The organism is Bradyrhizobium sp. 1200_D9_N1_1, assembly GCF_052075915.1.
Classification (GTDB): domain Bacteria; phylum Pseudomonadota; class Alphaproteobacteria; order Rhizobiales; family Xanthobacteraceae; genus Bradyrhizobium; species Bradyrhizobium diazoefficiens.
The window spans coordinates 4,685,209-4,697,462 of sequence record NZ_CP197226.1 but is presented as its reverse complement, the minus strand read 5'-3'; the positions used below and the strand labels follow the sequence as shown (position 1 = coordinate 4,697,462).

General features: G+C 64.0%; 13 protein-coding genes and 1 riboswitch. Of the genes, 4 read left to right on the top strand and 9 right to left on the bottom strand.

Annotated features, from left to right (window positions below; translation table 11 throughout):
- Positions 1 to 28: 28 nt before the first annotated feature.
- A riboswitch (cobalamin riboswitch) is annotated at positions 29 to 242 on the bottom strand.
- A gap of 65 nt (positions 243 to 307) precedes the next feature.
- The 5 genes from AB5K84_RS22610 to AB5K84_RS22590 form a co-directional block, all read right to left on the bottom strand.
- A complete protein-coding gene (locus tag AB5K84_RS22610; protein WP_011087535.1) occupies positions 308 to 529 on the bottom strand; it encodes a hypothetical protein in 222 nt (73 codons plus the stop codon).
- 87 nt (positions 530 to 616) lie between these two features.
- The gene (locus tag AB5K84_RS22605; protein ID WP_038967241.1) at positions 617 to 874 is read right to left on the bottom strand and encodes a hypothetical protein; all 258 of its coding nucleotides are present in this window, start codon (positions 872 to 874) and stop codon (positions 617 to 619) included.
- Positions 875 to 1,013: 139 nt separating this feature from the next.
- On the bottom strand, positions 1,014 to 1,226 hold the full coding sequence (locus AB5K84_RS22600; protein WP_028171828.1) for a hypothetical protein: 213 nt from the start codon (positions 1,224 to 1,226) through the stop codon (positions 1,014 to 1,016).
- A 127-nt stretch (positions 1,227 to 1,353) separates the two neighbouring features.
- On the bottom strand, positions 1,354 to 1,530 hold the full coding sequence (locus AB5K84_RS22595; RefSeq protein WP_166466009.1) for a hypothetical protein: 177 nt from the start codon (positions 1,528 to 1,530) through the stop codon (positions 1,354 to 1,356).
- Between the two features lie 103 nt (positions 1,531 to 1,633).
- Complete coding sequence (locus AB5K84_RS22590; protein ID WP_038967240.1) at positions 1,634 to 3,370, bottom strand: adenylate/guanylate cyclase domain-containing protein; 1,737 nt, start codon at positions 3,368 to 3,370, stop codon at positions 1,634 to 1,636.
- Between the two features lie 325 nt (positions 3,371 to 3,695).
- Here AB5K84_RS22590 and AB5K84_RS22585 point away from each other — a divergent pair, with 325 nt between their 5' ends.
- The gene (locus tag AB5K84_RS22585; protein ID WP_038967239.1) at positions 3,696 to 5,882 is read left to right on the top strand and encodes a lytic transglycosylase domain-containing protein; all 2,187 of its coding nucleotides are present in this window, start codon (positions 3,696 to 3,698) and stop codon (positions 5,880 to 5,882) included.
- Between the two features lie 84 nt (positions 5,883 to 5,966).
- Here the strand turns inward: AB5K84_RS22585 and AB5K84_RS22580 are convergent, their stop codons facing one another.
- From AB5K84_RS22580 to AB5K84_RS22570, 3 genes are all read right to left on the bottom strand, one after another.
- Entirely contained in the window at positions 5,967 to 6,131 is a 165-nt protein-coding gene (locus tag AB5K84_RS22580) for a hypothetical protein (RefSeq protein ID WP_231166487.1), read from the bottom strand.
- 212 nt (positions 6,132 to 6,343) lie between these two features.
- On the bottom strand, positions 6,344 to 6,532 hold the full coding sequence (locus tag AB5K84_RS22575; RefSeq protein ID WP_060912348.1) for a hypothetical protein: 189 nt from the start codon (positions 6,530 to 6,532) through the stop codon (positions 6,344 to 6,346).
- Positions 6,529 to 6,900, bottom strand: a complete 372-nt coding sequence (locus tag AB5K84_RS22570) for a hypothetical protein (protein WP_236842062.1) — start codon at positions 6,898 to 6,900, stop codon at positions 6,529 to 6,531. Before AB5K84_RS22570 ends, AB5K84_RS22575 begins: the two co-directional genes overlap by 4 nt.
- 710 nt (positions 6,901 to 7,610) lie before the next feature.
- On the opposite strand from AB5K84_RS22570, the gene AB5K84_RS22565 reads away from it, so the two are divergent.
- The 3 genes from AB5K84_RS22565 (at position 7,611) to AB5K84_RS22555 (ending at position 11,181) form a co-directional block, all read left to right on the top strand.
- Positions 7,611 to 10,046 carry a PAS domain S-box protein gene (locus AB5K84_RS22565; protein WP_038967234.1) on the top strand — a complete coding sequence of 812 codons (2,436 nt, stop codon included), beginning with the start codon at positions 7,611 to 7,613 and terminating at the stop codon, positions 10,044 to 10,046.
- A complete protein-coding gene (locus AB5K84_RS22560; RefSeq protein WP_011087542.1) occupies positions 10,043 to 10,708 on the top strand; it encodes a response regulator transcription factor in 666 nt (221 codons plus the stop codon). Before AB5K84_RS22565 ends, AB5K84_RS22560 begins: the two co-directional genes overlap by 4 nt.
- Positions 10,709 to 10,794: 86 nt before the next feature.
- Entirely contained in the window at positions 10,795 to 11,181 is a 387-nt protein-coding gene (locus AB5K84_RS22555) for a response regulator (RefSeq protein ID WP_038967233.1), read from the top strand.
- 69 nt (positions 11,182 to 11,250) lie between these two features.
- Here AB5K84_RS22555 and AB5K84_RS22550 read toward each other — a convergent pair whose 3' ends face one another.
- Complete coding sequence (locus AB5K84_RS22550) at positions 11,251 to 12,222, bottom strand: tripartite tricarboxylate transporter substrate binding protein BugD (RefSeq protein ID WP_038967237.1); 972 nt, start codon at positions 12,220 to 12,222, stop codon at positions 11,251 to 11,253.
- Between the last annotated feature and the right edge of the window lie 32 nt (positions 12,223 to 12,254).

Here is a 12,254-nt window from a genome sequence, read left to right as displayed (position 1 = left end):
GCCTGTACTCCCCGACCGACATCTTCGCGTGTGACCACGGCTGACGGCAGGTCTCCTGGCTCGCGGGTCGTTACCTTACGTCGCCTTCCCAGGACCGAGATTCCCAGTGGCATATGACGAAAGATTCACCGCTTACAGTTGCGGGGGCAGCCGTGGCGTTGGGACAATCCCGGCATTGGGACAATCTCGCACCACGTTCCCTTTTGATCTCCGTGCGGAGAACCGTCACCGATCAATCTACGAGGCGGCCGTACGGAGAGTCAATCGACCGGTTGAACGATGAGCTGCAAACGCGAGGCAAACACAATCAGTCAGGCTTCCGCACCGCGCGCGTCGTGACCACCGCCCGCTCACCGGCATCGACAAGCTGGCCGATGCCGGTTCGGCCCGCGAGCGCGCAGCGGACGATGTTCTCGGCGACCGACCTGCGGAACCCATGATCCTCGCCCCTGGGCCGATTGCGGCAAATCCGATCCAGCGCCAGCTTCATGTTGATCCGTGTACGGGTGTCGAAATGCGCGCTGATCATTCGCCCGGCCTCGATACGTGATGTTGGGGCGGAAACGTCCGACGATCGCCCGGGTTCCGAAACGGGATCGCGCAATAGAGCGGCCGGCTACGCCCGCCCTCTCTGGCGCTGTGCCTGAGCCCAGGCCACCGTGACGTCGCGCGGCGGGATGTCGATGCGCCGGATCGGCGTCAATCCGCCCGAGGCGGAGATGATCGCGGTCTCCTCGCGGCGACAGCGCGGACACACGAAGCGGACCTCGCTCGGGGACGTCGACCAGCTCGAGCGTTTGACGTTGGCCGCCATCGGCCACGCGTCGCACTGCGAGCACGACACCAGAAACCGGCCGGGATCGAGCATACCCATTCCATGCGACTCCGCGTCCTGCCTGCTCCTACCAATGATTATGTCAGGTGAATCGTTCCGGTGCCCCGACACCGTCAACCCCTCAATGCCCAAGGGGCCGGCGATCCCGGCCCTCAAGCTTCTGCAAACCGCTGGCCGCTCAGTGCGCGCCCTTGAGCGTGCAGGACGTGGTGCAGGTGACCGTGTTGCCATGGTCGCACGCCTTGCAGGCGGCCACGCATTGGTTCATGTCGCGGGGGTTGTAGGAGCTGTAGTTCCGCACCGGGCAGGCTGCGGTCGAGCCGGTGATGTCCTGCTCCTGATTGCAGGCCGCCGCCATGAGCGCGAGAATGAGGACCGCAAGCAGACGCATGGGATTGTACACGCTGCATTGCAGCGAGTCCCGGCATTCCCACTGCGAGCCATCGCGAATCGCGACGCTCGCTCCCATCAAAGTCAAAGGATGCGTGCCAAATGTTAAGAACGGATTGCAGCCGCCTTCAGGCCGCAGCGCTGGTCGCGACCGCAGCCCGCGTCTCGCGCGCAAGCTGATAATAGTGCTCGGCGAGCTTGAGATAGAATTCGCGCTTGGTGCTGTCGGTGGCGAGCTTGGCGATCAGCTCGCATTCGGCCGTGAGCGTCTCGAACCGTTCCAGCCTGTCCTCAAGTTCTGTCATCGGCGTGTCCCCATCAAACGCCTCAAGGACGATCAACCTAAGCCTGGGAAATAGGTCACGGCGAACATCGTTATCGAGTAGAAACAATTTTTCCCGCGGCGGCTTACTTCTGCTCCAGCCGCCAGGCACCGTCCCACCTCTCGTCCGGCGGATTGACCTCGAACTGCGCGATGCGGGCGAGCAGCGCGCGCGAGGGACCGTCGCCGGGGACGGCTTCGAGCGCCGCGTTGAAGGCGGCGCGGGCCTCGTCGAAGCGGCGGGCGCGATAGGCGGCAAGACCTTCGGCATAGTGCGTGCGCAAGCCGTCCTGCGCGGCGGTGAGCACGCCGGCCCTCGCCATCACCTCGAAGATCGCCTGCGGCGCGCTCTGGCCGGCGACCGCGAGACGATCGATCTCGCGCAATTCGAGGCGCTCACCGACCGCATCCGCCGTCGCCTGCGAGATCAGGATGCGGGTGCCGTAGACCTTGTTGACGGCCTCGAGCCGCGAAGCGAGGTTCACGGCATCGCCCATCACGGTGAAGCTCATCATCAGCTCGGAGCCGATGCTGCCGGTGAGGACCTCGCCGGTGGCGATGCCGATGCGCAGGTCGCAGGGCACGGGCATGGCGCGGATGCCGAGCAGATCGGGCAATTGCTTCTGCAGCGCGGGCACCTGGTCGGTCATGTCGATGGCGGCACAGCCGGCAAGGAGTGCCGGCTCATCCTCCTCGATGAAGGGCGGGCCCCAATAGGCCATGATGGCATCGCCGATATATTTGTCGATGACGCCGCGATTGCTCCTGATCGGGGCCGACATCACCGTAAAATAGTGGTTCATCACCTTGACGAGGCCGCGCGGGGTCATGCCCTCACTCATCGAGGTGAAGCCGCTCATGTCGCAGAACATGATGGTCATCACCCGGCGCTGGCCGTCGATGGCGACCTCGGGCCGTTCGATCAGGCCCTGCACCACCTTGGGATCGATGTAGCGGCCAAACGTCTCGCGGATGCGCTCGTTGTGGCGCAACTGCTCGATCATGCGGTTGAAGGCGGCCGCGAGCTCGCCGATCTCGTCCTGGGTCGAGACGGCGATGGTCTTGTCGAACCGCCCGGCCTCGACCTCGCGGGTGCCGGCCAGCAACAACCGCACCGGCCGCGTGATGCCGCCGGACACCAGCAGAGCGAAGGCAAATCCGACGATCGCGGCGAGCAGGGTCACGATGCCCGACACGATGATGGCCTGGCGCTGGTGGCTCATCACCTGCGATGTCGAAGCGAAGACCTGTGTCAGCATGTCGGCGCGGATCGCATCGAACTTCCGATTGAACTGGTCGCGGATGGCGTCGATATGTTCCAGCGTGCCGCGGGCTTCTGCCATCTGCTTGGCGTCGACCTGCTTGAGCAGCTTTGCGTGGTCCTCGTTCAGGTCGCGGCGCAGCTCGGTGACGGCAGTCTCGATGCGGATCTCGATCCGCGCCAGCGCGGCATTGTCGGACGGCGTCCTCGGGTCGTCGATGATCGCGTTGATGAGCTTGCGTGCGCCCTCGGCCTCCTCCTCGATCTTGCGGTCCGCTTCCTCGAACTCGCGCAGGCGCGCCGCATAGGCCTCCTCGTCCGAGGACGCCTGCATCTTCATCATGACCATGCGCCGCAGCGCCACCGACCGCTCCAGCGAGCGGATATTGGCGCGCGCCAGATCGCCATAGGCCGGGATGTAGCGGTTGGTCAGCTCGTCCAGGAGGACGCCGACCTGGCTCGACATCACCATCGACAGGATCGAGGTGACCAGCATCAGGACGATCAATCCGAGGGCGATGCCGACGATCTTGCGTCGGATCGACTGGTTGAAAATCGGCATAGGTGCGGGGCAAAGGCTGAAAGGACGGGTCAGGGAACTCAATACACCGGATTTCAGCCCGGGAATACGCGCAATCTGGCCCTTCACGGCGCCCTGGACCGTGCGCAACCGTCGCCGGAGCCTTATTCGTTAACAAAGGTTAAAGGGCCTATTCTATTCCCCGTTGCAAGAGTTCCCGCCTTCCATCCGTATTTTGCCGCATTGTTGCGACAGCGTGACAAATGCGAAACGATGCCGTGGCATCGTTTTCGGCGTCACTTTGATTCTCGAGCCGCATGTCGTCGCGGACTTTGGTTTGTACTGGTTTCGCAGGGGGGACCACGGAATGAACCAGTGCCTACGCTCGCTCGCGTGTGTCGTTGCCGTGGCCGCCTTGGCTCTCCTTCCGACGGAGCTGGCGGCGAAAAGCAGTCACAAACCGTCCGCGTCGAAGAAGACGCATGAGGCGAAAGCCGGCAAGCAGCGCCACGCCGCGGCGAAATCGCGCCATGGCAAGCACGCCGAGGCGAAGCGCAAGCCGAAGAAGCAGGACGACGAGCCGTCAGACAAGCCGGCAGCGCCGCCGCTGACCGGCGACCTCGCCGCGCTGAAGGACGCGATCGATCTCGCGCGCAAGGGCAAGACCGATGACGCGAGCGCGGCGCGCGACCGCATCGCTGATCCCGCCGGGCAGAAGCTCGCCGACTGGTTCATGCTGCGCCATTCCGAGAGTACCGCGAATTTCAAGCGCTATGCCGCCTTCCTCGCCGCCAATCCTGACTGGCCGAGCAGCGCGCTTTTGCGCCGGCGCGCCGAGGCGCGGCTGTGGCAGGAGAAGACCGACGCGGCCACCGTGCACAAATTCACCATGGACCGCCCGAGCAGCGCCAAGGGCAAGTTCGCGCTCGCCCGCGTGCTGCTCACTGAAGGCGACAGCGACAGGGCCGCGCGGCTCGTCCGCGAGGCCTGGCGCACGGACGAATTGTCGGAGCGCAGCGAGGAAGATTCCTACGAGGCGTTCCGCGATCTCCTCACCGCGGACGACCACCGCGCCCGCATGGACAAGCGGCTCGGCGCCAAGGACTATGCCGGCGCAAGGCGCGCGGCAAAACGGCTCGGCGAGGATGCGCTCGCGATCGTCAAGGCCTGCGCCGCCGTCACCGGCAAGGCCAACAAGGCCAAGGACTATCTCGATGACGTTTCGACCGAGGCGCGCCGCGATCTCGGCTATGTGCTGTGCCGCGCGCAATGGCATCTCCAGAAGGACCGCATCGACGATGCGGCCGAGGTGATTTTGGCCGCCGCACCCGACGCCATGGCGGCGCAGGACACCGACGCCTGGTGGCGCGAGCGCCGTTTGCTCGCGCGAAAACTGCTCGACCAGGGCAAGTTCAAGACCGCTTACGACGTGGTGCGAGCGGCGGCCGTGCCGGCGATGGAGGTCTACCGCGTCGACTACCACTTCATGTGCGGCTGGATCGCGCTGCGCTATCTCGACGATCCCAGGACGGCGATGATGCACTTCGCCGCGATCGACGAAGGCTCGGCCAATCCACTCGCGCTGTCGCGCGCCCATTACTGGCGCGGCCGTGCCGCGGAAGCGATGGGGGCGCCGGCCGATGCGCGCCAGAGCTATCAAGCGGCGGCGCGCTACCCGACCGCCTATTACGGTCAGCTCGCCCGCGCCAAGCTCGGCCTCGACCGCATCGAGCTGCGCCCGCCCTCGCCCGTGCTCGCCGCAGCCGACCCGCAAGCCCTGGACGAGCGCGTGCGCGCGGCCGACATGCTCTATGGCATCGGCGAGCGCGACACGGTGTTCTACTACGCCGAGGATCTTGCCAAGGAGAGCACCGACGTCGCCGCGCTCGAAGGCCTCGGCGAGCTGGCCGGACAGCGCAACGATGCCCGCGTGATGCTGGAGGTGGGCAAGTCGGCGCTGGCGCGCGGGCTCGCGCTCGACCATTACGCCTTCCCGACCATCGGCATCCCCGAGCACAAGCAGGTCGCACCCGCGATCGAGACCAGCGTGATCTATTCGGTGGCGCGCACCGAAAGCTCGTTCGACCAGCGCGACAGGTCGGCTGCCAACGCGGTCGGGCTGATGCAGGTGACGCCGGAAGCGGGCCGCGACACCGCAAAGCGCTTCGGCCTGACCTATGACTGGGACAGGATGGTCTCCGATCCCGTCTACAACACGCAGATGGGGGCGGCCGAGCTCAGCGCGCTGCTGTCGGAATATCGCGGCAACCAGATCATGACGTTCGCCGGCTACAATGCCGGCCGCGGCCGCGTGCGCGAATGGGTGCAGGCGCGCGGCGACCCCAGGGATCCCAAGGTCGATCCGGTCGACTGGGTCGAGCGCATCCCGCTGTCGGAGACGCGCAATTACGTCCAGCGTGTGATCGAGAACGTGCTGGTCTACCGCGCGCGGTTCGAGAGCAGCGGCATGGTCGCCGCGAAATCCGAGCAGCGCGTCACGACACAGGAAGTGAGCGCGGCACCAACGGTATCGGCCGCAGCCCCCTCGCCCTAGCCTCGCGACCGCCGGGGCTGGACGCGGCGCGGGGCTTGACGCGGTGACTGCGGCCGACGACTCTGCGCGGCCTGCGTCGTTCAGCTAGCCGTCACCTCCTTCCGTGGTCAGAAGGTCGTGGGCGCGCAGATATGCCTCGGTCAGCGAGCGCGAGAGCGCGCCCATCTGCATCATCCAGCTCCAGCTCGAGATCGCCGCCAGCACCGCGATCACCTCGAGCGAGCTGCGGTAGGGCCACAGCAGTTCCATGGCGGTCTGCTGATCTCGACGGTAGCAATCCTGGTCGCAATAACGCTCTTGCTTGGACACGTGCCGGACGTAGCTCGAACCCAGCGGCCGGGCGCACGCGCTGCAGACGGCGCCGTGGCAGGGACGCTCCTGATTGACGAGCATGAATCGCAATGCCGTGTCCTCTCCTGCCGGCAGGCGTACCCGCCGATGCGTCTCGTTCGCCTGTCTGCTCAAGATGCCGCGCGCGTACGTTCCTCGATCAACGGTGCCCTTTCGTGCTGAAGCGCGTAGCATTCGTAGCCGCAGTAGGGCAGCAGCGTCCTGACATCGCGCAAGTAGCTGCCGCTGATCTCCTCGCAGCACCATAGGCAGAACGTCTTGCGGAAAGGGGTTCGGCCGTTCACCAGTATGAACCTCACGTGGCACCTCCGAGCGCGAAGCAGTAGACCGTGTCGACCAGAGACGCGGACGGCGGCGGGGCGCAAAGATGGTTGCGGCCGTCGGGATTATCCCTGTTTCGTTCCACCTTCTGGGACGGAATGAGGATGTACTTCCCGTCTTCCCGGCGCCGTGCGTAGATCCTGCCTTCGACGTACCGTACCTCTGTCGGATAGCAATCCGCGCTGTTGCAGCAACTCAGCACCGGATTGTCGGGCATGTGCCAGTTCGAATAGAACTTCTCGTGCAGGAGCTGATCCTGGGGCGGATGATGACGATGCGCACCATCCTGTCCAAACTCCTCGGCCTCCACGCCGGTCATCGACGGAAGCGACAGCGCGATCGTCAAGAGGAGCTTGCAAGCACGGTTCAGCACACAGCCTCCCGTTCAGAATTGCGGAATTCACGCCGCCTGAAATCGAAACAACCATCGGCGGTCGCGCTCGCGGCGCGCCCTGAAGCGATCGAGACACTTTCTGGAGCACAGCGGCGTTCGCCAGGAATAATATCGGATCAGGCCAAACTTGCCGTTGCAGACAGCGCAGCCCTTTACATCATGACCGCGCTCGGAGTGTTCAGGCCTATCGCACATCATGCTCTCCTCCTGTCTCTCATGATCGTGGCTGCGCTCGTACGCTGGTGCACGGCCATCCACGCTCGTTTTCTGAAAATGCGGCCTCTCAATCACGACCCGCCAATCATGCGGCAACTCGGGGCAACGGACGCAGAGCTTGGTTCTATGAGCAGCACATCGCGCAATTCGCTGGCTTGTGCCTTGCACATCGCGTCCCCTCGATTGGTCGTGAGATTAGTCCGCACGCAACGGACCGCTCAATTGTACGGAGGTAAATGTGCGCTATGATTAGGAATGCGCGAGCTATACGTAGGTTTGTCCCGTAGTTTTCCGGCCCTTCGCCTTCAATTAGACGAGGCAAAGCCAGCTGGCTGCACGGCAACCGCGAGTTTCGGTGGGCGGATTCCACTTTAGTCGGAAGGAATTGCTCCCCTTGTTGCAAAGTGCTCTACTTGCTTTGGCCTCAGCGAGCCGGGACGCCTGCGATGATGCCTGGCCAGATCGCGAAATTTGGGAATTCGGCAGCACAACTCCTGCTCGGCGGCCTTGCCGCGCTTCGATCGTTCGGCAACGGCGAGAAGGACGCGTCCGCGGTCGCAGATGACTCGCAGCAAGACACCGCCGATCTACGCGACGCCGTGAAGCAGTGGCGTGAGGTATTCGAGCACAATCCGGTCATGTATTTCATGGTCGATCCGGCCGGAACAGTGCTCAACGTCAATACGTTCGGCGCCGCACAACTGGGCTACACGCCGGCCGAGCTGATTGGCCAGTCCGTGCTCAACGTCTTCTTCGAGGAGGACCACGACGCCGTCCGTCGATGCGTAGCGTTGTGCCTGGAAACCCTGGACCAGTCGCATACCTGGGAGATTCGCAAGTTCCGGAAGGACGGCTCAGTCCTTTGGGTCCGTGAGAACGCCAAGGCGATGCTGCGCGGCGATGGAACGCCGATCGTGCTGGTCGCCTGCGAAAATATCACCCAGCGCAAGGAAGCGGAGGATGCGCTGCGGCAGAGCGAAGCCTACCTCGCAGAGGCGCAGGAACTGAGCCGCACCGGCAGCTTCGGCCTGGACGTCGCGACAGGCGCGATCGTCTGGTCAAGGCAAACCTTTCGCATCTTCCAGTGCGACCCGGCGGTGAAGCCGACCTTGGATTTCGTCTTCCAGCGCATCCATCCGGAAGATCGCGATGCGGTCAGCAGGACGCTCGATCGGGCCGCCCGACGAGCAGAGGATTTCGACCATGAGTATCGCCTGCTGATGCCGGATGGATCAATCAAATATCTCCATTCCGTGGCGCGCGCGCTGAGACACGGATCCGGGTGCATCGAGCTTGTCGGGGGCGTCACTGATGTCACGGTTGCAAAGGAGGCCGAACAGCGGCTGCGTCGCAGCGAGGCCTATCTGGCCGAGGCCCAGCGGCTCAGCCATACAAGCAGCTGGGCCTGGGATGTGCGCCGTCAGGAGTTTGCATACCGTTCGGCTGAACTCTACCGCCTGTTCGGATTTGAGCCGAACCAGATCGATGTACCGGCACGGGCTTTCCAGGAACGCATCCTCCCCGAGGATTTCCAGCGGATCATCGAGGTGGAACGTCAGGCCCTCCGGCGAAGGAAGCCCTTCGAAATTGACTTTCGCATTGCGCGCCCGGACGGCTCGATACGACGAGTTCATACCGAGGGACATCCCGTCGTCGGCAGCGACGGCGAAGTGACGGAAATTATCGGTACCCACGTGGACGTCACCGAGCAGGTCGCCGCAAAAGAAGCACTTCAAAGGGCATTTGACGAGCTCAAGGCATCCGAGCAGCGATTCCGCGACTATGCTGAAACCGCATCGGACTGGTTTTGGGAGACCGGGCCGGATCACCGTATCACGAAGATATCGGAACACTCCGATCCGGCCAGTGCTGCGCCGACGGCCTTGATCGGCCTGACGCGGTGGGACATTCCGCCCGATGCCGAGCTCGAGCCCGGAAAGTGGGAGCAGCATCGCGCGACGCTCGACGCCCACCTCCCGTTCCGCGATCTGGTTTACCGCGGCAGGGATCGCAACGGCTCTCCAATTTACGTGCGCACCAGCGGCAAGCCCTTGCATGACGCGGACGGTCATTTTCTCGGCTATCGAGGCGTCAGCAGCGATGTAACGGCGGCGATCCGCGCGGAGCAGGCTGAAGATGCGCTGCGCAAGGCACAAGCCGAGCTCGCCCATGTCACGCGCGTCACGACGCTTGGCGAACTTACCGCCTCGATTGCCCACGAAATCACCCAGCCTCTTGCCGCCGTGATCTCCAATGCGGACGCCTGCATCGCCTGGCTCGATCGCGAACCCGCCGACTTGAAGGCCGCGCGCCGTTCCGCAGAATGGATTGTCGAGGACGCCAATCGGGCCAGCGAGGTGATCCGCCGGATCAGGGCGCTCGCGAAGAAAACCGAGATCGAAGTGGTTTCACTCGACATCAACCAAGTCGTCCGGGAGGCGGTGGCGCTCGTTCGGCGCGAGCTCGCGACCCATGGGGTGTCGGTGCGAATGGAGTTGGCGTCCGACCTGCCGAGGATTTGCGGCGACCGGATCCAGCTCCAGCAGGTGCTGATCAACCTAGTGATGAACGGCATCGAAGCCATGCAAGCCAATGTCGACCACCCGCGCGAACTGGCGATCCGCTCGAGCCTGACGGACGACGACGATGACGACCGCCTGCTCCTCACCGTGACGGATCGCGGTGTCGGCCTCGGCAAAGACGTAAAGGAGCGCATCTTCACCCCCTTCTTCACGACGAAGTCGGGCGGTCTGGGGATGGGACTCTCGATCTGCCGATCGATCATCGAGGCTCACGCGGGCCGGCTTTCGGCCTTTCAAAATGAGGGGAGCGGTGCAACATTCCAGATCGCCCTGCCCTTGCCGCACAAGGACACGTCGTGACCGACAATGCCAAGCAGGCCCAGGCGAGCGCAGGTGACCCGATCGTCCGGATCGTCGATGATGATCCGTCGATGCGCCGCGCGCTGACCAATCTCTTTCAATCGGTCGGCCTTAAGGTCGAGGCCTTCAGTTCGGCGGCGGAGATCATGGAAGCCCAACCGCCTGCGGTCCCCAGTTGCCTCGTGCTCGACATCCGTCTGCCAGGATCGAGCGGCCTCGACCTCCAGGCGGACCTCGCCAAGGCCAATATTCACACGCCCATTATCTTCATCACCGGTCATGGCGATATTCCCATGACCGTGAGAGCCATGAAGAGCGGTGCCGTCGATTTTCTGACCAAGCCGGTGCGCGACCAGGACATGCTGGATGCGGTGCAGGCAGCGATCGAACGGGATCGCAGGCGGCGCGATGCCGAGAAGTCGATCTCGGGCGTGCGATCCCGTTTCGAGGGGCTGACAGCGCGCGAGCGCGACGTGCTCGCCCTGGTTGCATCCGGCCTGATGAACAAACAGGTCGCCGCCGAACTTGGATTGGCCGAGATCACCGTGAAGATCTATCGCGGGCAGATCATGCGGAAAATGGGGGCGAAGTCATTGGCCGATCTCGTCAGAATGACCGACGCGCTCGGAATCCCGCGCAACAGGGGTCACCTGCAAACCTAAGTATGCTTTCCAATCCCGCTCCGGGGGCCCACTTTCCGTAAGCGGCTGAACCGTGCCCGGCGGCTCCCCGTTCAGGAGCGATCATATTGTCAGTGCCCTCGATCATTTCCGTCATTGATGATGATCCCTCCGTTCGCCTTGCGACGAACAACCTCCTGACGTCGCGCGGATACACGGTCTACACCTTTGGTTCCGCTCACGAATTTCTTCAATCCGCCGAACTGGACACGACCTCCTGCGTAATCGCCGACGTGCAGATGTTGGCCATGAGCGGTGTCGAGCTGTTGACGCATATGCGCAGCCTCGGGCGCATCACGCCCTTCATCTTCATGACGGCTTTTCCCGACGAGGCCGTGCGCGACCGCGCGCTGAAGGCCGGCGCGACCTGCTTTCTCGCGAAGCCGTTTTCCACGCCGAAGCTGCTTCAATGTCTGGAGGCGGCCCTCACGGGGGCGGATGAAGCCAAGTTGTAACGCGGCCGCGCCTGCCCCTCAGGCCGCGGCTACTCGTCGTCGTGGCGACATACGAAGCGGCAAGGTGCTCTAATCCACCTTGATATTCGCCGCCTTGATGATTGGCCACCATTTTGCGATCTCCGCCTTCTGGCGGGTGCCGAGGGCTTCAGGGGTGAGCTGATCCTGCGGCGTCATCTCCAGGCCCTGGCTTTCGAGCTGCTTCTTCACGGCGGGATCGTTCAGGGCCTCCACGGCGGCGGCGTTGAGCTTGGTCACGATCTCCTTCGGCGTGCCCTTCGGCACCCACATCCCCGACCACAGCGTCATGTGGAAGCCTTTCAGGCCCGCCTCCTCCGCGGTCGGGATGTCCGGCGCCGAGGACAGGCGCTTGTCGTCGGTGACGGCGTAGGCACGGATGGTGCCGGCGCGGACCTGGTTGATGGAGTTGGAGGTCTGGTCGACGATGACGTCGATCTGGCCCGCGATGAGATCGTTCAGCGCGGGCGCAGTGCCGCGATACGGCACGTATTGCAGCTTGATGCCGCTGACACTCTCGAAATAGACCCCGGCGATGTGGCTGCCGGAGCCCGCACCGGCCGTGCCGGCGGTTGCCGCCGACGGCCGCGACTTGAGCCAGTCCAAAAGCTCTTTCAGCGACGTCGCCGGGACCGCGTTCTTGCTGACGACGATCATCGGGTTGCTCGGCAACAGCACCACCGGTTCGAGATCGGCAACGAGATCGTAGTTGAGCTTGTAGACCGCGCCGTTGGCCACATGGGTGCCGAGATGGCCAAACGAGATGGTGTAGCCGTCTGCCGGCGAATGCACGGCGCGACCGACGCCGATCGAACCGCCGGCGCCGGTGACGTTCTCGATCACCAGGGGCTGGCCGAGCGTCGTCCGCATCCGTTCGGCGAGCACGCGCGCCATCGCATCCGACGGGCCGCCGGCCGCGAAGGGAACGATGATGGTGATAGGATGCGAGGGATAGTCGTCGGCGCGCGCAGCGCCGGTGAGAGCGAGAATGCCGATCAGCCCGGCCCAGACGGCCTTCGTCATTGTGTTCTCCCCAGCAATGTCATTGTTGTTTT